General features: G+C 59.7%; 18 protein-coding genes and 1 pseudogene. 15 read left to right on the top strand and 4 right to left on the bottom strand.

What is annotated here, in order from left to right:
• Positions 1–787 (bottom strand): annotated as a pseudogene (locus Q0X47_RS01855) (aminopeptidase N); the annotation flags it as partial.
• Between the two features lie 198 nt (positions 788–985).
• On the opposite strand from Q0X47_RS01855, the gene Q0X47_RS01850 reads away from it, so the two are divergent.
• The gene (locus Q0X47_RS01850; RefSeq protein ID WP_297722155.1) at positions 986–1,621 is read left to right on the top strand and encodes a hypothetical protein; all 636 of its coding nucleotides are present in this window, start codon (positions 986–988) and stop codon (positions 1,619–1,621) included.
• Here Q0X47_RS01850 and Q0X47_RS01845 read toward each other — a convergent pair.
• Positions 1,608–3,617 carry a M13 family metallopeptidase gene (locus Q0X47_RS01845; protein WP_297722152.1) on the bottom strand — a complete coding sequence of 670 codons (2,010 nt, stop codon included), beginning with the start codon at positions 3,615–3,617 and terminating at the stop codon, positions 1,608–1,610. The genes Q0X47_RS01850 and Q0X47_RS01845 overlap by 14 nt on opposite strands.
• A gap of 110 nt (positions 3,618–3,727) precedes the next feature.
• Entirely contained in the window at positions 3,728–4,228 is a 501-nt protein-coding gene (locus Q0X47_RS01840) for a GNAT family N-acetyltransferase (protein WP_297722149.1), read from the bottom strand.
• Between the two features lie 116 nt (positions 4,229–4,344).
• Between Q0X47_RS01840 and Q0X47_RS01835 the strand changes: the two genes are divergently transcribed.
• The 12 genes from Q0X47_RS01835 (at position 4,345) to Q0X47_RS01780 (ending at position 20,075) form a co-directional block, all read left to right on the top strand.
• On the top strand, positions 4,345–4,572 hold the full coding sequence (locus Q0X47_RS01835; RefSeq protein ID WP_297722146.1) for a FitA-like ribbon-helix-helix domain-containing protein: 228 nt from the start codon (positions 4,345–4,347) through the stop codon (positions 4,570–4,572).
• Positions 4,569–4,958: a type II toxin-antitoxin system VapC family toxin gene (locus Q0X47_RS01830; RefSeq protein ID WP_297722143.1), complete on the top strand. Its 390-nt coding sequence runs from the start codon at positions 4,569–4,571 to the stop codon at positions 4,956–4,958. Before Q0X47_RS01835 ends, Q0X47_RS01830 begins: the two co-directional genes overlap by 4 nt.
• A gap of 45 nt (positions 4,959–5,003) precedes the next feature.
• Positions 5,004–6,647: a folylpolyglutamate synthase/dihydrofolate synthase family protein gene (locus Q0X47_RS01825; protein ID WP_297722140.1), complete on the top strand. Its 1,644-nt coding sequence runs from the start codon at positions 5,004–5,006 to the stop codon at positions 6,645–6,647.
• A 69-nt stretch (positions 6,648–6,716) separates the two neighbouring features.
• Positions 6,717–7,346: a dihydroxyacetone kinase subunit DhaL gene (gene dhaL, locus Q0X47_RS01820; protein ID WP_297722137.1), complete on the top strand. Its 630-nt coding sequence runs from the start codon at positions 6,717–6,719 to the stop codon at positions 7,344–7,346.
• 104 nt (positions 7,347–7,450) lie between these two features.
• On the top strand, positions 7,451–7,909 hold the full coding sequence (ndk, locus tag Q0X47_RS01815) for a nucleoside-diphosphate kinase (RefSeq protein ID WP_297722135.1): 459 nt from the start codon (positions 7,451–7,453) through the stop codon (positions 7,907–7,909).
• A gap of 105 nt (positions 7,910–8,014) precedes the next feature.
• Positions 8,015–11,602 (top strand): chromosome segregation protein SMC, encoded by a 3,588-nt coding sequence (smc, locus tag Q0X47_RS01810; RefSeq protein WP_297722132.1) that lies wholly within the window; start codon positions 8,015–8,017, stop codon positions 11,600–11,602.
• A 729-nt stretch (positions 11,603–12,331) separates the two neighbouring features.
• Complete coding sequence (gene ftsY, locus Q0X47_RS01805; protein WP_297722168.1) at positions 12,332–13,450, top strand: signal recognition particle-docking protein FtsY; 1,119 nt, start codon at positions 12,332–12,334, stop codon at positions 13,448–13,450.
• Positions 13,451–13,575: 125 nt separating this feature from the next.
• Complete coding sequence (gene ffh, locus Q0X47_RS01800; RefSeq protein ID WP_297722129.1) at positions 13,576–15,252, top strand: signal recognition particle protein; 1,677 nt, start codon at positions 13,576–13,578, stop codon at positions 15,250–15,252.
• Complete coding sequence (locus Q0X47_RS01795) at positions 15,252–16,454, top strand: amidohydrolase family protein (RefSeq protein WP_297722126.1); 1,203 nt, start codon at positions 15,252–15,254, stop codon at positions 16,452–16,454. Before ffh ends, Q0X47_RS01795 begins: the two co-directional genes overlap by 1 nt.
• Positions 16,447–17,475, top strand: coding sequence for an Fpg/Nei family DNA glycosylase (locus Q0X47_RS01790; protein ID WP_297722123.1), 1,029 nt, complete (start codon positions 16,447–16,449; stop codon positions 17,473–17,475). Before Q0X47_RS01795 ends, Q0X47_RS01790 begins: the two co-directional genes overlap by 8 nt.
• Positions 17,476–17,624: 149 nt before the next feature.
• On the top strand, positions 17,625–18,764 hold the full coding sequence (gene ispG / locus Q0X47_RS01785; protein ID WP_297722165.1) for a flavodoxin-dependent (E)-4-hydroxy-3-methylbut-2-enyl-diphosphate synthase: 1,140 nt from the start codon (positions 17,625–17,627) through the stop codon (positions 18,762–18,764).
• A 201-nt stretch (positions 18,765–18,965) separates the two neighbouring features.
• A complete protein-coding gene (locus Q0X47_RS01780) occupies positions 18,966–20,075 on the top strand; it encodes a Dyp-type peroxidase (protein ID WP_297722120.1) in 1,110 nt (369 codons plus the stop codon).
• A 10-nt stretch (positions 20,076–20,085) separates the two neighbouring features.
• Here Q0X47_RS01780 and Q0X47_RS01775 read toward each other — a convergent pair whose 3' ends face one another.
• The gene (locus tag Q0X47_RS01775) at positions 20,086–20,640 is read right to left on the bottom strand and encodes a hypothetical protein (RefSeq protein WP_297722118.1); all 555 of its coding nucleotides are present in this window, start codon (positions 20,638–20,640) and stop codon (positions 20,086–20,088) included.
• Between the two features lie 264 nt (positions 20,641–20,904).
• On the opposite strand from Q0X47_RS01775, the gene glyA reads away from it, so the two are divergent.
• Positions 20,905–22,197 carry a serine hydroxymethyltransferase gene (glyA, locus tag Q0X47_RS01770; RefSeq protein WP_297722115.1) on the top strand — a complete coding sequence of 431 codons (1,293 nt, stop codon included), beginning with the start codon at positions 20,905–20,907 and terminating at the stop codon, positions 22,195–22,197.
• The gene (locus Q0X47_RS01765) at positions 22,194–23,099 is read left to right on the top strand and encodes a bifunctional methylenetetrahydrofolate dehydrogenase/methenyltetrahydrofolate cyclohydrolase (protein WP_297722113.1); all 906 of its coding nucleotides are present in this window, start codon (positions 22,194–22,196) and stop codon (positions 23,097–23,099) included. Before glyA ends, Q0X47_RS01765 begins: the two co-directional genes overlap by 4 nt.
• The last annotated feature ends 12 nt before the right edge of the window (positions 23,100–23,111 follow it).

Raw genomic sequence — 23,111 nt, 5'->3', positions numbered from 1 at the left:
TATATTCGGGAACAAAAATTTGGTCATATTTACGGAACGGATAGGGGCGCTCAAAGGCGGTTTCGTAGAATTCGAAGCCGGCGCGGGTGATGTCCATGATTTCGGCGGCATCCAAGTGTTTCACCATGGAGGCGCGGCAATAGACGCCGAGGGGAATTCGTCTGCCGTCGCACGAGGTCACTTCGCCGGTTTCTCCCACGTAGGGGCCGGCGATGACGGCGGTCAGGTAGGACGAGATTTTTTCGGTGGGGCTGAAGCGGTATGTACGTACGCCGTCAGCGGCGATTTCAGGTTCCGGGGTGGGCGAGTTAGAAAACGCGTTCCACTCGGGAGGAACCACGAAAGTAAAGGTGAAGTCAGCTTTGATGTCGGGCTGCTCAAAAACTGCGTACACGCGGCGGGAATCTGGCACCTCGAACTGAGAGTACACGTAAGACTTGCCATCTTCGGGGTCTGTGAAACGGTGTAGTCCCTCGCCGGTGTGCATATAGACGCAATCAGCCACCACCCGCAGATTGTTGTGTTCCTGTAGGTCCGGCAGGAAAATTCTAGAATCGACGTAATTCGAGAGGTCCAGCGCTGTCCCGTTCAAAGTCACTTCTGTGACGGCATCGGCAATGAGGTCGATGAAAGTTGAGGCGCCTGGCTGGGCAGCAAAGTCGACTTCCGTCACGGAATGAAAAATACGCTCTCCCTGAGTCATGTCGAGATGTACGCGATAGTGAACATCGCTGACGATTTCCGAGCGTTGCTCGGCTTCGATGCGGGTGAGGTTAGTTCCTGGCATTTACGCTCCTTTGAGTTTGCAATCGGTATATATTCTTCCATGTCTTACCCCTTTTCGATGAATTTTCAGCGTAAAGATTGCAGTTAAACTAAACTTGAGTTATGTTTCTTGCGCTCACAGCGAGGGGAGGTATCTGCGTTGAGACGGAAGACCGCTCGTAGCTCGTGCTCCCAGATATCAGCCTCTAGACTGCGCCGGATGCGCCGTGTCCTCGCAGTAATCCTCTTAGGGGCCGTGGCGCTGAGCGGATTGAGTGCCTGCGCAAAGGAAAAAACCAAGACCCCCACCCAGTGGAACACTACCATCATGACTACACCGGCCCCGGAGGGCTGGATTAACGGTAAAGACGGGGCTTTTCGGGTACAGATACCGCCGTCTTACTTAGATGCCTACGATGCGATCAGCGGTTCCAAGCTGCCCGATGCGCAGGTGGTGCTGTCCCTCTCTTCTGATAAAGCCCTGAACGGCTACGTTCCGGTCATGGTCATTGATCACGCGAAAGCGACTTCCGACCCTGACGAGGTGAAAAAGAACCTGAAACAAGACCCCATCTACAAGGGTTACAAGAAGTTTACGGTGCTGAACCCGACTCAGGTTGAGGGCTTGAACGTGCTGGAGATGAAGTGGAGCTACGTCTATCAAGAGGTCGAGATGACCGCCTTTATGACTTTGGTTTCGGGGAACAATCATGCCTACGCCCTGAAACAGGACGTGCCGGACTACGCGCTGGAAACCTACCAACCGATTATTGATTCCGTGCTGAAAACCTGGACTTGGAACAAGCCGGTGAAAGGGACCAAGCCGAAACCAAGTCCTTCACCTACCAAATCCTGACTCTCTGGTCCGGTTCCAGCCACAGGGCATCGCCGGGCTGGGTTTGGAAAGTATCGGCGAACAGGTCGAGGTTCGCTACCACGCCGTTGCAGCGGAATTCTGCCGGAGAGTGGGGGTCGATAGAAATGAGCTGTTTAGCCATTTCCGGGCGCACCTTCGTCTGCCAGGACAGCGCCCAGGACAGGAAGAAGCGTTCGGCTGCTGTGAGCCCCTCGATGACCGGAGCGTCTGCAGGGTCGTCGATGCCCTGCTGTTTCAGCTCCAACAGGTAGGCTTTCCACGCGATGTCGAGTCCGCCAAGGTCGCCGATGTTTTCCCCGATGGTCAGCGCGCCGTTGACATGGAATTCTGCGGGCAGCCCCTGGGGGACGAACGTGTTGTATTGGTCGATAAGGGCGTGGGTGCGTTTTTTAAACTCGGCTAAGTCCTGATCGGTCCACCAGTTTTCGACTTTACCGGTGCCGTCGAACTTGGCGCCCTGGTCATCAAAACCATGCCCGATTTCATGCCCGATAACCGCCCCGATGGAACCGTAGTTCACAGCCGCGTCCGCGTCCTTGTCAAAGAATGGGGGCTGCAGGATAGCGGCGGGAAACACGATTTCGTTTTCGGTCGGGTTGTAGTACGCATTGACGGTCTGCGGGGTCATGTGCCAAATCGTGTGATCGACCGGGCCGCCCAGTTTGTCAATCCAATAGTTAGTACCGAAAATGCTGGCATTGTGAACCTTGTCAGCCAGTGTTCCGTCTCCCAGCTGGAGTTTCTCATAATCGCGCCACTTGTCTGGGTAGCCGATTTTGGGGGTAAACTGGCGCATTTTTTCTAACGCTTTGTCCCGCGTTTCCGGTCCCATCCAATCCAGAACCGCGATGGAATCCTGGTAAGCCTGAATCAGGTTGTCTACCAGGTGGCTCATCGCCGCTTTAGCCTCGGCGGGGAAGTGGCGCTGCACGTAAAGTTTGCCCAGGGCCTCGCCCATCACGGAGGACGCCAGGGAAACCCCGCGCTTCCAGCGTTCCCGCAGTTGCTCCTTGCCCGCCAACTTTTGCCCGTAAAATTCAAAGTCCGCATTCACGATTTCGCTGGACAGCAGGGAAGTATGTCCGTTCAAGGCGTGCCACAGCATCCACCACTTGAGCGTCTCAAAGTCGGTGGAATCCCATAGCTGGTCCATGTTTTCGAGGAAATCCGGTTCGCCCACGTTGACTTCCGTAAACATTTTGTCGGGCAATCCCGAGGCCTTCCGCCAGGCTCCCAGGTCGAAGCGCGGCAGTTTGGCGGCCAGTTCGTCCCAGGTCATCGGGTTGTTCGTCGCGTCCGTGTCGCGAGTTTTCACGTTATCCCAATGCAGCTTGGCTATTCCGGTCTCGAAGTCAACAATTTTACAGGCCACGTCCGGGGCTGCGGACTGCGAAGCGTATCCGGCCAGGGTCAGCATTCGGGCAATGTGCTGGCGATACTGTTCCAACAGGTTCGCGTGCTTTTCCTCCAAGTAGTAGGCGCGTTCGGGCAGTCCCAGACCGTCTTGACCGAAATAGTTGACGTAGCGTTCGGGATTGTTCACATCGATGTCAATGCCGGTATCGAAAAATCCTTCGTAGGTGCCTTCGGCAAAAGTCCGGGCCCACAGGTCGCGCAGATCCCCTTTCGTGGTGGCCTGTTCCACGGGGGCCTGCAACTGTCGCAGGCTCGGGCCACTGTCCGCTTCCACTGTGGCTTCATCCATAAAAGAGCCGTAGAGGGAGGCGACTTTGCCTGCCAGGCTGCTCAGTTCCCCGGTGATTCGACCCGCGACACAATCTTCGATGATGGTGCGCACCTGTTTTTCCGCTTCCTCAGCCAAGAGGTGGAACGAACCGTAGCTGGCCTTATCGGCGGGGATCTCGGTGCGGGCCAGCCACTTGCCGTTTACGTAACGGTAAAGGTCGTCTTGCGGGCGGATGGTTTCTTCAAAGTCAGCGGGGTCAAGCATCCCCAACAACGGGTTCTTTGTCATGGGTTCAACCCTACCGTGCCGCACCAAAAATTTCTGAGCGGCCCCGGCGGCGCCACCGAAACACCTTGTGACTACGTTACCGTCCTGGTGAAAAACGTTCCGGCGGGGAGTCAGCGCGTAGAGAACCCCAAGGCGTCGTAGAGCTGCATCGCCTCGGGGGCGGCGGATATATCCAGTTGCAAGGTCAGGGCTTCGCGCCCCAACGCATCCACGGCTCGTGAAGCGTTAATGACCAGCCCCGAACCGATGCCCTGACGGCGATACTCAGGATCCACAAACAGGTCGGCGATGTAGGGTTGGTCGCTGTTGCCGTCCGTGGTACACCACTCGTCAGGAGCCTGGTCCAGCACGATGACCACGCCGACCAGCTTGTCCCCGTGCCACGCCCCGAGGGTCGCCTCGTCCAGCAGCGAGCCGTAGGCGCCGTCCCAAAACAAATTCAGCTGGCTGGCCGCGCTCGACCCCGCGTCCCGATAAGCAACCGCGTGGAGCTGGGACATCTGCACCACATCGTCGCGGGTAATCGGACGGTAGGTAATCTTGATTTCAGGGTCGGGCTTTGCAGCCGTCAACTCATCGGTGGACGGGGCCTCTAAGGACAGCTTGGACATATCTCGATTGTCCCACGTAACGCCCGCTTTGGGAAGGATTTGGCGCCGAGGAACACTCAGAAATGGGTATCGGCTCAGAGGCTATCCACTATGCTTGCGAAGTGCTAGCATAGAGTATGCCTACTTTATATATTCGCGATGTCCCGGAAGTCCTCAGTGAGACTTTGAAAGTGCGAGCGTGCCAGCAGGGTCAGTCTCTCTCTGCCTACGTGGTGTCGGAGTTGCAGAAATCCGCGGCGCAGCTGTCTGGAGGGGAAATCGTGCGGCGTCTGCGGGAGTTAAACCGTCGGGACAGTGCCAGCGTGAGCGAAATTCTTGAAGCCTTGTCTGAGGGGCGCCAATGATTGTCCTGGACGCATCAGCCTGCGTGGAACTCCTGGTGGGAACCTACCCTGACGATGCTTTGCTCGATGTCTTTCACGAGTCGGTTTGCGCCCCTGCACACCTGGATGTTGAAGTTCTCTCTACCTTGAGAGGGCTGGTGTTGGGTCATGTCATCAGCGTAGACAAAGCCACGGAAGCCATCGAGGTGTTTTATCAGATGCCCATCACCCGTCACGAAATTTGGCCCCTGGCCGGGCGAATCTGGGAATTGCGCGAGGAATACACCACTTATGACGCGGCATATATTGCGCTTGCGGAGGGGCTGGAGGCTACGCTTTTTACCTGCGATAAAAAGCTTCGTGGCCGGCTGCACTTTGCCAAAGTTAAGGTTTTCCCACCGGAATAGCCCTCGGAAGGCTTGCGAGTTTGCCAGGGTCGGTAACATGGTGGGGTGGAAAACAAGCATGAGGACGCACATCGGGACCAACCCGCACACGAGCATCGAACCCCGGCGGTGACCCCCGAGGATTTGTCGGTAGACCCGGATTTGATTCCTTACCTGTTCGCGGCCCGGACCCCTGCCGAGCCAGACGACAACGACAACCCGTCCGGGGAACCTTGTGACCCCCAAAACGCAGCTGTCCCACGGAAAGGTCCCGTTGACCGCTTTGGCGTACCGTTGAGTCCCGAACAGCGCGAACTCGTGGACGAAGTGCGTGAACGGCAACGCCCCACCTCTACCCTCGGCCCATCCACGATGGAGGACCCGAAAGCCCGAGCCATCTATGAGACCTTGTTGACGCGCCGCGCCGAACACCAGATTGAACCCAGCCTGGAACCGGTGCGGGGAGTGCTGGACTACCTGGGCAATCCCCAGGAGCTGTTCCACTCCATCCACATCACCGGCACAAACGGCAAAACTTCCGTCGCCCGGATGATTGAGGCGCTGCTGGTGGAACTGGGGTATCGGACCGGCCGGTTTACCTCCCCGCACCTGGCAGATGTGCGCGAACGCATCACAGTGGACCAAGCCCCCGTCACCACCGAACAGTTTGTCCAGGCTTATGAAGACGTCGAGGCACAGCTGGCACTGTGGGAAAACGCTCACCCCGGACACCGGCTGTCCTTCTTTGAGGTCATGACGGTAATGGCATACGCCCTGTTCGCAGACGTGCCCGTAGACGTGGCGGTAGTCGAGGTCGGTATGGGCGGGCGCTGGGACGCTACGAATGTCATCGACGCGGACACGGCCGTCATCGGGCCGATCAGCTTGGAACACGAACAGTGGCTGGGTCAGGGACTGGCCAACATTGCGCGGGAAAAGGCAGGGATTATGCGCCCCCAGCGGGTGGCGGTGGTGGCGAAACAGCCCGATGAGGCTCTCGCGATCATTCGTGACGCTGCTCATGCCGAGGATGTGACCCTGCGTTATGAGGGGGACGACTTCGAGGTGCTGCGCCGTATCCCGGCTGTCGGGGGGCAAGTCATTGACATTCGCACGCCCGCGGCGGTCTACCGCGATATTTACCTGCCACTCTACGGGGAGTTTCAAGCCGAGAACGCGGCGCTGGCGCTCACAGCGGTGGAGGCGCAGCTGGGCGGAGCGGCGCTGCACGGGGAATCTGTGGAGCGCGCCTTTGGTGGGGTTCGTTCTCCCGGACGCCTGGAAGTGTTGCACGCCACCCCGATGATTGTGGCTGACGCGGGGCATAATCCGGGTGCGGTGGGGGCATTGCGCCGGGCGATAGAAGACGATTTTCGTTTTCAACACACGGTGGGGATTTATTCCGCCATGGCCGATAAAGACATCGAAACCGTGCTGGGGATTATGGAGCCGACCATTGATGAGTTGATTGTGACCCAGATGCCTGGGGAACGCGCGGCGAAGGTGGAGGACCTTCAGGCCGTTGCTGCGGAGGTGTTCGGAGACGAGCGCGTGTACGCTATTGATTCCCTGCCCGAAGCGATTGCGAAAGCCGGGGAAATCGATGATTTGCAGGGGGGAGTCCCCGGCTCTACCGGAGTGGTGATTTTCGGTTCCGTGGTGCTCGCCGGAATGGCACAGGACGTGCTGCGCAAAGACAAACTACAATAATCACAACCGGTCCTCGCGCGTTGGACCCTGGCCAGAACGAAATTTTAGGGCAGTCAGTTAGGAGCAGCCGTGAGTTTGAATACGCAATGGGTGCTGCGCTGGATGGATGGCTGCGCTCGAGTTCTGGAACAAAATCGCGAAATGTTGGGGAGTTTGGATGAAGTCATCGGGGACGGGGACCACGGGGAAAACATTTCCCGCGGATTTTCTGCCGTGGATCAGCGGCTATCCGGGATTGTGGTGGAGAGTCCGAAGCAGGCGCTGCGGGTAGCGGCAAATACTTTGTTGGCGGCGGTAGGGGGAGCCTCGGGGTCTTTGTATGGCACGGCATTTTTGCGGGCGGCGCGTTCGGTGAGCGCCGAAAGTTTAGAGTCACAAGATGTGGCGATGCTGCTGGTGAAGGCCGCCGAGGGGATTGCGGAGCGCGGCGGCGCCCAGCCGGGGAACAAAACCATGCTGGACGCGTGGTATCCGGCCGCTACGAACGCTGCTGCCGCTGTGGCGAAAGGGGCCGCCCCGGAAGAAGTCTTGCGCGCCGCTGCTGATGCGGCCGCAAAAGGGGCGGAAGAGACGGTTTCGATGAGCGCCGCAAAAGGGCGGGCTTCGCTGTTGGGGGAGCGTTCCATCGGGCATAAGGATCCCGGCGCCGCCTCGAGTGCTCTCATTTTGGACGAGGCGGCAAAAGCTGCCGAACTGTGAACAATACGCCGAAACAAGGTCGTGGAAATCCGGTAGGATAAACCTAGAACAAAATGAGAAGTTGCGCTCGGAGTCGAGCGAAACTTTTGGCGAAAGGAAAGTCAATGACTGACGGCCACATCCCCTACGATCCGCAAGAAGAACACACCTTGGTCATTATTAAGCCTGACGGCTACCGGCGCGGACTCATCGGCGAAGTCATTAGCCGGATTGAGCGTCGCGGATTTAAGATTGTGGGCTTGCAAACGAAGACGGTGACCCGCGAAGAACTGGAAGAACACTATTTTGAGCACAAAGACAAGCACTTCTTTGAAGGGCTGGTCGAATACATGATGAGCGGACCTATTGTGCTCATGGTCATCGAAGGCTCTCGCGTGATTCAGGCTTTCCGCAACATGATGGGAGACACCAACCCCGCGGTGGCTCTGCCCGGAACTATTCGCGGTGATCTGGCTCGCGATTGGGGCCCGGACGGACAGATTCAAAACATCGTTCACGGTTCTGACTCGGTTCAGAGCGCCGACCGGGAAATCGCGCTGTGGTTCCCCTACATGATTGACTAAAAGGTCGGTATTGAGGCGCATCACCCGCCGGCGGTGATTCTTTCCGTTTCCCAAGGCCGGAAAGGCTGTTTTTTAGGGTTCGGGGGGTTGCGCTAGGGTAAGTGTGTGTATTTAAAGTCCCTGACCCTGAAAGGCTTTAAGTCTTTCGCGAACACGGTTCACATGAACCTTGAACCGGGGGTGACCTGTGTCGTTGGCCCCAACGGTTCGGGGAAATCGAACGTGGTCGATGCGCTGGCTTGGGTGATGGGCGAGCAGGGTGCCAAAAATCTGCGCGGGTCACAGATGTCGGATGTCATTTTCGCCGGCACGAAGACAAAAACTCCGCTGGGACGCGCGGAAGTCCAGTTGACCATTGATAACACCGATGGTGCGCTGCCTATCGAATACTCTGAAGTGACGATTTCGCGCACCATGTTTCGGGCGGGCGGTTCCGAGTACGCCATCAACGGAACCCCGGTGCGCCTGTTAGATATTCAAGAGTTGCTTTCCGATACCGGGATGGGTCGGGAGATGCACGTCATCGTGGGGCAGGGCCAGCTCGATCGGATTCTGAGTGCCTCTGAACTGGAACGACGCGCTTTCATCGAGGAAGCGGCCGGAGTGCTTAAGCACCGGCAGCGCAAAGACCGGGCGTTGAAAAAACTGGAAAGTTTGGCGGTCAATCTCTCCCGGGTTCAGGACCTCACCAGTGAAGTGGCGAAGCGGCTGGGTCCCTTGGGAAAGCAGGCCGAGGCGGCTCGGAAAGCTGCCCGAGTTCAAGCCGAACTCGCTGACGCGACCGCCCGTTTGATCGCTGACGCGGTGGCGCAAAACAAAGAAAAAGCGGGGTCGCAAACCGCCTCCAAGGAACAAATTTCGGCACAGATTGCGGATTTGGAAGCCCGTCTGCAAGGGGCAAACACGAAGCTGAACGCGGCGAAGTCCAGTTTTGACGAGGTTAGCCCGGAGCTTGAGAAACTCACCCAGACTTGGGCGGAGCTGAGCACTTTGGCCGAACGGTTGGAAGCGTTAGAGAACCAGGCTCGGGAACGCGCCAACGCTTTGAGGGAAACCGCGGAACTAACCCGAACTGCCGACACCAGCGAGCTGGAAAAACGGCTCGAAAAAACTCGTGAGGAAATCAGTGAAAAACAAGTCGCCGTAGCGAAAGCCGACGACGCGGTCACGCAGACGCAAGCCGCCGAAGAGCGAGCCAAGGAGCGCGAAGTCGCGGTGCGCTCCCAGATGGAAAAGCTCCAGCGCGCCCAGGCCGACAGGAGGGAGACTCTGGAGCGGCTGCGCGGAGCGGTCGCTACCGCCGCCTCGCTGGCAGAAGAAGCGGCGGGAAACCTCAGCCGGATGGAAGAAGCCCTCCAGGCCGCCGCGCAGCGCGAAACAGTTTGCGCCCAGGAGCTGAGCAAAGTCGAGGCGGAGCTTCCCCCCGGGGTGGCGGACGGAACCTTGGCCGCGAGAGAGGAAAAGTTCGCGGCAGCGGTGGCGACGATTCAAGCGAAAGTTTCTCAACTCTCTACCGAACTCGGCGAAGCCCGAGAAGAAGCCGCCTTTTGGGAGGCGAAACGCGAGGTCTTGGCGAAAACCTTGCAGCCCGAAGACGCCGCCGGAGCGGTGGCGAAAGCGGGATTGAGCGGAGTCAGCGCGGCGCTGTTGGAAACTATCCTGGTCGAGTCCGGATGGGAAGACGCCATCGGTGCTGTGTTTGGAAAGTGGTCGAAAGCGTTGCTGACCTCGGGGGTTGAATCCGCCGCGGACGCTTTGCGTTTTGTCCGTCAGCAGTCCGCGGGTCAGGTTCACCTGCTGGTCGCGGACGGTGTGGGGACTCCCTTGGGAGCCCGGAACACGGCGAGCCTGGAGAAAGCAAAACTTCCAGACGGGGTGTGCTGGGCAAAGGACCTGGTTAGTGCCCGGAAAGGGAAAACTTTACCGCCGGTGGTGGTGGCTTTGTTGACGGGTGTGGCGGCTTGCCCGGATTTGTCAGAAGCCCGGGATTTGGTTTTGACCGGTGAGGTTGCCGCGGCGGTGACCCAGGCGGGGGATTTCCTTTCGGCGACCCGAATTGTCGGCGGCGGGGACCCTGACGCGGGGATTTTGCGGCGTGCCTCAGAATATGACGAGGCGGCGGCGCAGGCTGAGGCGGCGGCCGCGGCGGCAGATAAGGCCGATGGCCAGTTGGCTCAGGCCAAGACCGAGCTGGCTGCGGCTCAGGAAGAATATGACGAGGCGGCGGCTCAACTCAAAGCCCAAGATGCGGCCGCGGCTGCGGCCACCGCGGCGGTAGCAGCCGCCAAAGCGAAACGCGGGGCGGCCCAGGCGGAAGTCGAACGTGCCGGAAAACACTTGGAACAGGCTCGTGCGGAAACGGAGAAACGCCAGGCGGCTCTCCGGGAAGCGCAGGAAACTTTGGATGCCAGCCTGAAAGCCCAGGACGCAGGCACAGACGACGAGCCGGACTTTTCCGCCGAACTGCAAGCCGCAATGGAAGCTTTGTCCACGGCTCAAACCGCCAAATCGGACGCCCATATTGCGGCGCATCTGGCCCGCCAAGAACTGGAATCTTTGGAATCGCGTGCTGCCTCGCTGCAACGGAACATTGCGGCGGAAAAGGCTGCCGCCCAAGCGGCAGCCAGCCGGGCGCTGGTGCGGGAACGGCGCCGGAAACGGTCTGTCTACGTGATGGAACAGGCTGAAGCTGCCCAGCGGTTGGCACACGCGGCGGCGGCCAGTGCCCAAGCTCAGCGTCAGGCCAGTACCGTCAGTCGGGAGCAGCTGCAAACTGAGATGGAGACGCTGCGCGCCGCTGTGGATGACCTGAGCCGTCAGCGGACCGACCTCAAGGATGCTTCGATGCGTGATGAGGTCGCTTTGGCCGAGGTCAATTCCAAGCTGGCACGGTTGCTGGAACAAGCCCAGCAGGAATGCGGTTTAGATGAGACCACGCTGTTGACTCAGTACGGTCCGCACAACCTGGTGCCCGTATTCGATGAAACTGGTGAAACCATCGAGCACGTGCCCTTCGTGCGTGTTGAACAGGTGGAGCGAAAAGCCCAGGCACAAACCGAACTGAAACGGATTGGCAAAGTGAACCCCTTGGCTTTGCAGGAACACGAAGCCTTGGTGGCGCGCCATAAATTCTTGGCTGACCAGGTGGCTGACTTGAATAAGTCTCGTGAAGACCTGATGAACGTGGTGGCGGAAGTGGACCGCCAGGTCGAGGACGTATTCGGCAAAGCATTCGCGGACGTGTGCGCCGCTTTTACAGATATTTTCCAAGTCCTGTTCCCCGGCGGGGAGGGCAGGCTGACTTTGAACAATCCGAAAGACTTGTTGAACACCGGCATTGAAATCGAAGCGCGCCCGGCGGGAAAGAACGTGAAACGGATGTCCCTGCTTTCCGGCGGGGAACGTTCCTTGGCGGCGCTGGCTTTTCTGTTCGCGATTTTCCAAGCGCGGCCCTCGCCGTTCTATGTCCTTGACGAGGTCGAGGCTGCTTTGGACGACGTAAACCTGTCTCGACTGCTGGGGGTTTTCGAAATTTTGCGTGAAAACTCGCAGTTAATCATCATTACTCACCACAAACGCACGATGGAAATTGCTGACGCGCTGTACGGAGTGACGATGAAGGAGGGCACCACGGCGGTGATCTCGCAGCGCCTGGTGAAAACCCCTGGCGAAAACGAGGAATCTATACCGTGAAGTACAGCCGTAAATTAGGTAAACCTAGCGAGGTTAGAGATAAGATAGCAACGTACGTTCGAGCCGACAACAGACGTTCATGCGGTGCTATCAGAGACGTTTTGGATGGAATCAATGAATATCCTCAGTGCGACACTAAATAACTCCCAGGGTCTGGAAGGCTACACTGATCCGCTCATTTTTATGATTCCGTTGGCTATCGCTTTCATAGTTATCGTTATCGTCGCCAGCGCCTCCCAGATTGACTCGAAGCAGCGCAAGATCCGCAACGAGGATCGGCTTTTGGACACGTTGGAGCGGATTCGTGAGGACAGCAGTGAGGGCGGAGAGGGAGCTGACGACGCTGCGCCCCTCCAGCTCAAGCAAGGCGAAAAAGAACTTCGAAACATCATCGAAAAGGCGATTCAGACTAATAGCCACAGCGATGATGAATACCCTGATGATGACGTAGAAATCGAACCGACGACCTCAGAGAGTGGCCATTTTACGGATGAGGTCCCGACCGAAGAGGACGACCTGGCTGAAACGGAGGACTGGGGCGAGGAGGACGAAGACTTCGATGAGGAAGAAGTCGTCGTCAAGCCCGATGGGGTCTATTGCGACCCGGACGGGCTGTGCTTTAAGCCCCTCCCTGGTCAGAGTGTTGAGGAAGCCCGAGCTGCGGCTCGAGCTGCTATGGCGGCGGCGGATGCAGCTCTGGCGGCGGATATGGCCGAGGAAGACGCCGCTTTGGAATCGGCGGCGGCGGAGCAACCCGCAGCGGAAGTTTCCGAGGAGCCTGAGAGTTCCGAGGCTGCAGAAACTGCTGAGAAAACCGAGCAACCCGAGCCGGCCGCACCGGCTGAAACGCCAGATTCTGACAGTTCCGAGCCTACCGAGCCAACCGAACCTGAAGTTGAGGAAATCGAAAAACCGGAATCCAAGACCTCCCGGATGCGCCGCTTGAAGGAACGCCTGGCCGGTAAGGGCAAGTTCGGGCGAGCCATTCTCAATGTGCTGTCCAGCGCGGATTTACAAGCCGCCGATTGGGAGGCTATAGAAGACGAGCTGCTGGCTGCCGACATGGGCGTCGAACCAACCGTAGAGCTCATTGACAAACTGAAGGTGAAACAAAAGGTCGCGGGCGAAAAGGACGCTGCGCAGGTGCGGCGTATGGCCAAGCGGATGCTCACCGATATGCTCGACCGCAAGGCCGAACGTGGTCTCAACCTGGAAGTTCCCGAGGATTCTCCCACCCAGACCGCCGGTATCTTAATGGTTGGTGTCAACGGCGGCGGTAAGACGACCACGGTGGGCAAGCTGGCGCGCCTGCTGGTGGCTGACCGCAAGTCCGTGGTGTTGGGCGCGGCCGATACGTTCCGTGCCGCCGCCGGGGAGCAGCTGCAAACTTGGGGCGACCGGGTAGGTGTGCCGGTGGTGCGCGCCGAAAAGGATCAGGCCGACCCCGCCTCCGTGGCTTTCGACGCGGCGAAAACTGCCCGTGAAGCTGGCAGCGACGTGGTTTTGATTGACACCGCCGGACGTTTGCAAAACAAAGTTGGTTTGATGGACGAGCTGGGCAAAATCAAGCGCGTGGCTGAAAAACAGGTGCCCATCACCGAAGTTTTGCTGGTTATCGATGCTACTACCGGCCAAAACGCTTTGAGTCAGGCGAAAATCTTTACCGAAGCGGTGGGTGTGACCGGTATCGTTTTGACCAAGCTGGACGGTTCCGCCAAGGGCGGGGTCATCGTGCCTTTGCAGCGGGAGCTGGGGATTCCGGTGAAGCTCGTTGGTTTGGGTGAAGGCCCCGACGACTTGGCGCCCTTCGTGCCCGGCGATTTCGCTGACGCCCTGCTGGATGCCTAGATTTGTCAGGCGCCCGGGGTCTTTTGAAAGTTTTCGGCGTTTGCCGCTGGTTCCGGCACCACTCACGGCACGCCCCAACAACCCCCACTTTTGCCCGAAATCTTGCCTCACTATAAAATCGACGTGTGTTCAATAGCCTACAAGACCGCCTGACAGAATCATTTAAGAACCTTCGCAAGAAGGGCAAGCTGAAGGAATCCGACGTTGACGCCACCGTCAGCGACATTCGCCGCGCCCTGATTGAGGCTGATGTGGCCTTGGAGGTCGTCAAGGATTTCACTGCCACTGTAAAGGAAAAGGCCTATGGGGCGGCCCGGTCGGAGGCCTTGAACCCGGCCCAACAGATTGTGAAAATCGTCAACGACGAGTTGATTAACATTCTGGGCGGCGAGGACCGGGAACTGCATTTCTCTAAACCCGGCAAAGGCCCGACCGTGTTCATGCTGGCCGGCCTGCAGGGTGCCGGTAAAACGACTCTGGCCGGCAAACTCGGCAAGTGGTTGGCGAAAGAGGACCGGAAAGTCCTGCTGGTCGCGGCGGACTTGCAGCGTCCCAACGCGGTCAACCAGTTGCAGATTGTGGGTGAACAGGCCGGGGTCACCGTCTTTGCTCCCGAACCCGGCAACGGGGTGGGCGACCCGGTCGATGTGGCGCGACGCGCTTTAGCGCTGGCCTCCGGTTCAGGCTATGACGTGATGATTGTCGATACCGCCGGCCGACTGGGCGTGGATGAGGAACTCATGGCACAAGCCCGTTCCATCCGCGACGAGGTGCAGCCCGACGAGGTCTTGTTCGTCCTGGACGCCATGATTGGCCAGGATGCGGTGCGAACCGCGCGAGCTTTCCAAGAGGGCGTGGATTTCACCGGTGTGGTCCTGACCAAGCTGGATGGTGATGCCCGCGGCGGCGCAGCCCTGTCAGTCCGGGGCGTCACCGGGGTTCCGGTGCTGTTCGCCTCGACAGGGGAAGGCTTGGACGACTTTGAGCGATTCCATGCCGACCGGATGGCGTCGCGGATTTTGGATATGGGCGACCTGCTGAGCCTCATTGAAAAGGCTCAGGAAACGTTCGATATGGAGCAGGCCGAAAAGCTGGCCGGCAAGATTCAGCAGGGCCAGTTGACCTTGGAAGACTTCCTCAGCCAGCTGCAACAGATTCGCAAACTCGGTTCGATGAAAAAGCTGCTGGGCATGATGCCAGGGGCGGGCAAAATTCGGGAACAGCTGGATCAGTTTGATGAGCGCGAAGTCGACCGGATTGAAGCTATCGTCCGCTCGATGACACCCGCGGAACGCCAGGATGTAAAGATTCTCAACGGCTCGCGCCGCGCCCGGATTGCCGCCGGATCTGGCACCACGGTCGCGGACGTGAACGGTTTGGTCGACCGGTTCCAGATGGCGCAAAAGATGATGAGCGGCGGCGGCATTCCCGGTATGGGCGGCGGCGCTGACGGTATGGGGATGATGCCCGGATTCGGCCGGATGCCGGGCATGGGCAAGCATTCGAAAGCGAAACAGGCGGTAAAGTCCGGCAAGAAATCTAAAGCCCAGCGCAAGGCGAAATCCGGCAATCCCGCTAAGGCAGCCCGTCAAGCTCGGGAAGCGTTGGAGGGGATTTCCGCCGCCTCCCAGAGCGGGGCCGGAGCAATGCCTAACCTGCCCGGTGCTTTGCCGGCGGGGATGGGTGGCCTCAACGGCTTGGGCGGTCTCGGTGGGATGCCGCAGAAGTCCGCTCCGGCCACCCCCGCCCTCACTCCTGACGATTTGCCTGACGACATCAAACGTATGTTGGGCGGCTTGTGATGACACCCCTAAGGGCGACAGACCCGGATAATCTGCACTTTACCGGTGCTTTTTTGTGGTCGGAAAACCCCAGTGTGGAGGGGGAATACACCGGTCAGGCGACGACAGCGTCTTGTGAATCTCGGTGGGTACACGGCGACCTGTATATTCACGACGGCATCGTGAGCCGAACGGCGAAACCCGCGCTGACCTACCGAAAGGTCAGCGGCTACGCGATTCCCGGACTGGTGGACGTGCATTGCCATGTGGGTGTGACCCACGCGGGTAACGTACCGGTCGAAACCCAGCGAGAACAGGCCGAATTGGCATTGAGTAAAGGCACGCTGCTGATTCGTGACTGCGGGGTGCCCTCCGATACCCGCTGGATTGACCAGGTGGCCGAGCTGCCGAAAATCATTCGCTGCGGCCAGCACCTGGTGCGACCCAAACGCTATATGCGTTACTACGGGCTGGAGCTGGAGAACGAAGCGGATTTGCCCGCAGCGGTTGCCCAACAGGCTCAACGCAGCGACGGCTGGGTGAAAATCGTGGGGGACTGGATTGACCGCTCCGACGGGGCTGAATCTGATTTGCAGCCGCTGTGGTCCACAGCGGTGCTGCGTGACGCGGTGGCGGCCGCTCACCAGAACGGAGCGCGGGTGACCGTGCATACTTTCGCCCACCGCACGATAGAGGGCCTGTTAGATGCCGGGGTGGACTGTATCGAACATGGCACCGGCATGGATTCGGACGAAATCCTCGAAGCGCAACGCCGCGGTATCCGCGTGACTCCGACCATGCTGCAAATCGCCCGGTTTTCCGATTTTGCCGCCCAGGCGGGGACAAAATATCCGGTGTATGCCGCCACGATGACCGCTTTGGATCAGTCCCGGGTGGCCCATCAAGCCGCGCTATATGAATCGGGAGTCCAGCTGCTGCCGGGCACCGACGCCGGCGGCTACCAGCGTCACGACGCCCTGCCCCAAGAGCTGCGGCAATGGCTCGAACTGGGGATTTCGGCTCCGGAAATTATTGACCTGGCCACCTGGAGGGCTCGGGATTTCCTGGGTGCCCCCTCGCTGTGGGAGGGTGCGCCCGCCGACCTGGTGTGGTACGACTCCGACCCGCGCGCTGACCTCAACGTTTTGGAACAGCCCGCCGGAGTGGTTCTGCGCGGAGCTCTCGTGGCCGGGGCGGTCAGGGAGGCTGCGCACCGTGCCTGAAGGCCATGCTATTCACCGGCTGGCCGCTCAGTTTGCCCAGGTCATGAGTGGCGAGGTCGTCGCGGCGTCCTCTCCGCAGGGGCGTTTCGCCGCGGGCGCCGCCGAGTTAGACGGCCAGCGTCTGGTCGACGTGCAAGCCTATGGGAAACATATGTTCCTCGGTTTTGCTCCGTGTCAGAACGAACCTGCCGCGACCGTTGCCGACTGCGCCCCGTCCCTGACCTGGCTGCATATTCACTTGGGAATTTATGGTTCCTGGCGATTTTACGGGGATTCTCAGTTCATCGCCCGGCACACCGACACGGTGTTAGACCTAGCCGAAACTGCGGAGCCAGCCGCGGAAATCGTAGAGATTCCGGTGCATACTCACCGCGATGATTCCGCTTTTGCGCCCCACGAACATTTCGCGGATCGCTGGTTTTGGACCCCCGCGCCTTTCCAGGCGCCCCCGCCCTACGGGACGGTGCGTCTGCGCTTAATCACGGCGCACGGGGCGGCCGACCTGTCCGGGCCAAACACTTGTGAACTGCTGGATGAGGAGGGCGTCGCCGCGGTGTTTGCCCGGCTGGGACCCGACCCGCTGCGTCCCGACAGCGACTTTAGTGAGTTTGTGAAACGTTGCTCCACCCGTCAGAAGGGTATTGGCGAGGCTCTCATGGACCAGTCCGTTATCGCCGGGGTGGGCAATATTTACCGCGCCGAAGTGCTTTACGCCGCGCGTCTGAACCCGTTTACACCGGCTCGTGAGGTGACGTCGCGCAAACTGTGCCGAATCTGGAACTGGCTGGAAGAATACCTGCCGCTCGGCGTGGAATCGGGACGAATCACCACCGCGGACCCTGACGATTACGCGACCTTCGTGGAGCGCGAGCTGGCCGCGGGGCGTGAGCCCCAGGCTATAGACTCCCGCTACTACGTCTACCAGCGCCAAGACCGCCCCTGTCTGCGCTGCCGCGCCAGCATCAAGCTCAAAATCGTGGGGGGACGAAAACTCTACTGGTGTCCGCGCTGCCAACGCTGAGGAATACGCGAAACCGCACCCTCGGCAAAACCCGAGCCGGGAAACCGCAACTTCCGGCGACCCCGCCGACGACCCCGCTCGTGACCCGCCTGGTGCGAGCGCCACACAAAGGTGGAATAATCGAGGACGTGAGTGAAGTTAACCTGGGGATGCCCACCAAGTCTCTGTCCGCCCGCGAACCGTTGGCGCCGCGCCATCAGACCCGCCAAATCCAGGTCGGCAGCGTCGCCGTAGGGGGAGACGCCCCGGTGAGCGTCCAGTCCATGACCACCACCCTGACTTCTGACGTGGAGGCAACCCTGCAGCAAATCGCCGAACTAACGGCCGCGGGCTGCGACATCATCCGAGTGGCCTGCCCTTCCGCCGACGACGCCGCGGCGCTGCCCGAAATCTGTAAACGCGCCACCATTCCGGTGGTGGCGGACATTCACTTCCAGCCCAAGTATGTGTTCCAAGCCATCGAGGCCGGCTGCGGGGCGGTGCGGGTGAACCCCGGCAACATTCGGGCTTTTGATGACCAAGTGCGCGAAATCGCCCGAGCCGCCACCGACCACGGCACCGCGCTGCGCATCGGGGTCAACGCGGGGTCTTTGGACAAGCGGCTGTATGAAAAATTTGGGGGAGCCACCGCAGAGGCGCTCGCCGAGTCCGCCATGTGGGAGGCGTCGCTGTTCGAGGACGTGGATTTCCATGACTTTGCCATCTCGGTGAAACACCACAACCCGGTGACGATGATTCAGGCCTACCGCCTGTTGGCCCAGCACGGGGACTGGCCGCTGCACCTGGGGGTGACGGAGGCCGGCCCAACTTTCCAAGGTACTATCAAATCCGCGACTGCTTTCGGCGCGTTGCTCTCCGAGGGAATTGGCGACACGATTCGGGTTTCGCTGTCGGCCCCGCCGGTTGAGGAGGTCAAGGTCGGGTTAGAGATTTTGCGTTCTCTGGGCCTGCGGAAACGCAACTTTGAAATCGTGTCCTGCCCGTCCTGCGGACGTTCCCAAGTCGACGTTTACACGTTGGCTAATGAGGTTACCGCCGGGCTGAAAGACATCACCTACCCGCTGCGGGTCGCGGTGATGGGCTGTATCGTCAACGGTCCGGGCGAAGCGCGGGAAGCCGATTTGGGCGTGGCCTCTGGCAATGGCAAAGGCCAGATTTTCATCAAGGGCCAGGTCATCAAAACCGTGCCGGAAGCTGAGATTGTGCCGACCCTGATAGCCGAAGCGAATCGATTGGGCCAGGAAATGGGCTTGGAAACGGGTGAGCCCCAGGTGAACGTGGCCTGTTGAGGCCTCACGCCGCGGCGACCGTTTTCGTGGGGGCCGCTCGGTGATTAGTCTTCCCAAGCGGGGTTGGCGGGTTATCCGCGGAGGTTACGTAGCTCAGGGGCACCAGGCCGGTCGGGCTGGGGTTCCGGTTTGGTTCAACCAGGAGATGGCGAGGGGCTAGGATAAGAGTTACTGCTTAGATTTACCGAGGAGTTATGGAAAATGTGTGAAACCGCGTTGCAAAAAGCTACTATTCCTTTCGATGGTCGGGTGCAGTCCGGGGTGGAACAGCCCCCGCAGGCGCATCTGGAAGTTTTGGGGATGAACCTGGAACCCAGCTTGGACAAAGCGGCGTTCATTGAGCTGCTAAAAGACCTGACTGCCACGGCCCGCCAGCTGACCCAGGGCAACCCAATTCCGAACTTCTTGGCTCCGGAAATGGTCGCGGTCACCGCCAACCTGACCATCACCTGCGGTTTCGGGGAACGAATTTTTGATTTCTTGGGTAAACCGGAACTGAAGCCTGAGGGCTTGCATGACATTCCTGCTTTCAAACTCGACCAGCTGCAGGAACGCTGGGGCCAGACCGATTTGGTGTTCCAGATTTGCTGCGACGACCCGGGCACCTTGTTCGCGGCGGGTCGCCTGTTACTGGCCAAGTGTCAGGGCAAGGCCACGTTGTTCTGGATGCAAAAGGGCTTTACGTACGCCTACGGTTCCGCCCCGCGCGGCACGACCCCGCGAAATCCGTTCGGCCAGGTAGACGGCACCGTGAACCCGTCCAACGCGGAGGAATTCTCCGAGCAGGTGTGGCTGGACGGTACTGGAGACCAGGCCTACCTGGACGGTTCTACCATTATGGTGCTGCGCCGGATTCAAAACTTCCTCGACCCGTGGGAGCTGCTGGACCGTCCCGCCCGCGAGCGTGTCATCGGCCGCAAACTTGCCGATGGCGGTCCGTTGAGCGGCGGCGGCGAGTTCGACGAGGAGGACATGGACGCGGTGGACGAGGCCGGTAACTTCATCATTGATCGGCGTTCTCACCTAGCGCTGTCCCGCGAACATGAAGACGATGGTTCCGATAAGCTGCGTCGCCGGGCTTTTGCCTACGACGACGCCCCGGAACCGGGACAGTCTGACCTGACCAACAGCGGTCTGGTGTGGGTGTCTTTCCAACGAAACCCGGAACTCCAGTTCACGGCTATTCAAAAGCGCCTGGATATGCATGACTTGTTGAACAAGTTTATTTCCCACATCGGTTCGGCGGTTTACTGGATTGTTCCGGGAACCAGCGCGGAAACCTACTGGGGACAGGGTTTGCTGGAAAAATAGGTCGGCGCGTTTAGGAATTCGCGTCCGTACCCAGGGGTAGGTTTTCAGTCCCGGTGGCGATGGATTGGCGAATGGCGCGCAGCAGGCCGCGCTGGGAGGCCTCGAGTTCCTGCGCTAAGCCGTGCAGACGGCGCAGCGTTTCTGCGTTGCCGGCGTCCGTCAGCGTTTCCGGTGCGGGATTTTTCCCCAAGGACTCCAGGAAAGCCATTTCACCAGCCCATTCGCGCCGTTTGTCCCGCCACAGTTGCAGCGGAGCGACCAGGTTCGGATCCCTCGGGATATAGCGCACCGCTTCAATGACTTGGTTATCCCGCACGACGACACGGTCCGCGGCAGAGAGAGTCTCTTCATAGATGAGTTTGATTTCTTCGTGACGGGGAGCCGTGTCTGGAATGATGGGGTCGCCGTGAAAACGGCGAACCAGCCACACGACACCCAAGGTCAGCGCGATGGTGCCGACCACTATCAGGAAATAGACCAGGTTTTGGGTGGCGGTCCACTTGTCCTGGGGGATGACCTGAACGGGTACCATCATGACCCCAAACGGCACCAGCAACGAACTCATGACTGGATTTTAACAAACTTTCGCCTCCTTGCGGCGCCCGTGGAGCCGGTTTGCCTCGGTAACCCAAGTTTTCGCTCGAACCGACGGAATTAACGGGGTGTGGGGGGAGATAAATTTTTTGATAACCTGTAAAGGCAGCGACTGGCGATGTCTACCCGACCCCGGATTGATTCGCGGGGACAGTGGGCAGGAGGAATAACCCTCCGGGGAGCGCATTTACACAATCGGACGCCTGGGTTGTGCTCGCAAAACTATGGAGGAACTATGACTGAAGTCATGAACCAGCCCCTTTCTGAGGTTGATCCGGAAATTCAGGCCGTGCTGGATGCTGAACTGAACCGTCAGCGCGACACCCTGGAAATGATTGCGTCGGAAAACTTTGTGCCCCGCGCCGTATTGCAATGCCAGGGCAGCGTCTTGACTAACAAATATGCCGAGGGTTATCCGGGCAAACGCTATTACGGCGGCTGCGAAAACGTGGACGTCGCCGAGACCCTGGCCATTGAGCGGGCCAAAAAGCTGTTCGGAGCCGATTTTGCGAACGTGCAGCCCCACTCTGGAGCCCAGGCGAACGCGGCGGTGCTTTCCGCGCTCATTAAGCCCGGAGCCAAGATTATGGGCCTGAGCTTGGCGCACGGCGGTCACCTCACTCACGGCATGAAGATCAACTTTAGCGGTCGGCTCTACCAGGTCGCGGCCTACGGGGTGGAACAGGATACCAAGCGTATCGACATGGATCGGGTGCGTGAACTCGCGTTGGCTGAGCGCCCGGATGTGATTATTTCCGGTTGGTCCGCCTATCCGCGACACCTGGATTTTGCGGCTTTCCGCTCTATCGCGGACGAGGTCGGGGCCTATCTGTGGACCGATATGGCGCACTTTGCGGGTCTGGTCGCCGCTGGTTTGCACCCCTCCCCGGTGCCTTATGCGGACGTGGTTTCCACGACTATTCACAAGACCATTGGCGGGCCGCGTTCGGGTCTGATTCTGTCTCGTGATGGGGAAAAGTTCGGCAAGAAGATCAACAGTTCCGTTTTCCCCGGTCAGCAGGGCGGACCCCTGATGCACGTGGTCGCGGCGAAAGCGGTGGCGCTCAAGATTGCCGGCACCCCTGAGTTTAAAGAGCGCATGCAGCGCGTCATTCAAGGCGCCCAAATTTTGGCCGAACGCCTGATGGCGCCCGATTGCCAGGCGGCGGGCATCGACCTTTTGACCGGCGGCACCGATGTTCACTTGGTACTGGTTGACCTGGTTAACTCCAACCTGGACGGGCAGCAGGCCGAGAACCTGCTGCATGAAGCGGGCATTACCGTGAACCGTAACGCGGTGCCGTTCGATCCGCGTCCCCCGGCGGTCACTTCCGGTCTGCGTATCGGCACCCCGGCTCTGGCTACCCGCGGCTTCGGCGAGGCGGAGTTCCGCGAGGTCGCCGACATCATCGCCTCCGTGCTGGTGGACGGCGCCGCGAGCGAATCCGCGGTGGACGTGGCCAAGTATCGGGCTCGGGTGGCGAAACTGACCGAAGCCTTCCCGCTCTATCCGGGACTGGTGCAATGAGGGCGCCCTGGGAGGGACCAGCTCAGGTCCTGGACGGCAAAGCCACCGCTGGCGCTATCAAAGCCGAGCTGCAGGCGCGTGTCGCCGCGGTGCGTGAGCGCGGGGTCATTCCCGGACTGGGCACTATCCTGGTCGGCGAGGATCCCGGTTCCGTAACCTACGTGGCTGGTAAACATCGGGACTGCGCGGAGGTCGGCATCGAGTCCATTCGGGTCGATTTGCCTGCCACCGCCAGCCAAGACGAAGTCATGGCGGCGGTGCAACGGTTGAACCAGGACCCGGCCTGTACGGGATATATCGTGCAGCTACCGCTACCTAAGGGTATGGACACGAACCGGATTTTGGAAGCTATCGACCCGGATAAAGATGCCGATGGCCTGCATCCCACGAACCTGGGTCGTCTGGTGTTGCGGGTGTCAGAGCCGATAACTTCGCCTTTGCCCTGTACTCCCCGGGCTGTCATCGAACTAGGTCGTCGTTTCGGTCTGGATTTCAACGGTAAAGACGTGTGCGTGGTGGGCCGCGGCACTACGGTGGGTCGTTCCATCGGGCTGCTGCTGGGACGTAAAGATGTCAACGCCACCGTGACTTCGTGCCACACCGGAACCCAGGATTTGGCCGCGAAATGTCGCCAGGCGGACATCATTGTGGCTGCCTCCGGGGTCGCGGGCATTATCACCGCGGACATGGTCAAGCCCGGCGCTGCCGTGTTTGACGTGGGAGTGTCTCGGGTTATTGACCCGGATACCGGCAAGTCTCGATTGCACGGTGACGTGGCGGACGGGGTCGACCGGGTGGCCGCCTGGTTGACGCCGAATCCCGGCGGGGTCGGGCCCATGACCCGGGCGTTGTTGCTGGTCAACGTGGTCGAAGCTGCGGAACGCGCGGCCGGATTGGCCTAGTTATTCCCATAA

Source organism: uncultured Mobiluncus sp. (genome assembly GCF_947254095.1).
Taxonomy (GTDB): domain Bacteria; phylum Actinomycetota; class Actinomycetes; order Actinomycetales; family Actinomycetaceae; genus Mobiluncus.
This window is presented reverse-complemented; position numbering and strand designations above follow the sequence as displayed.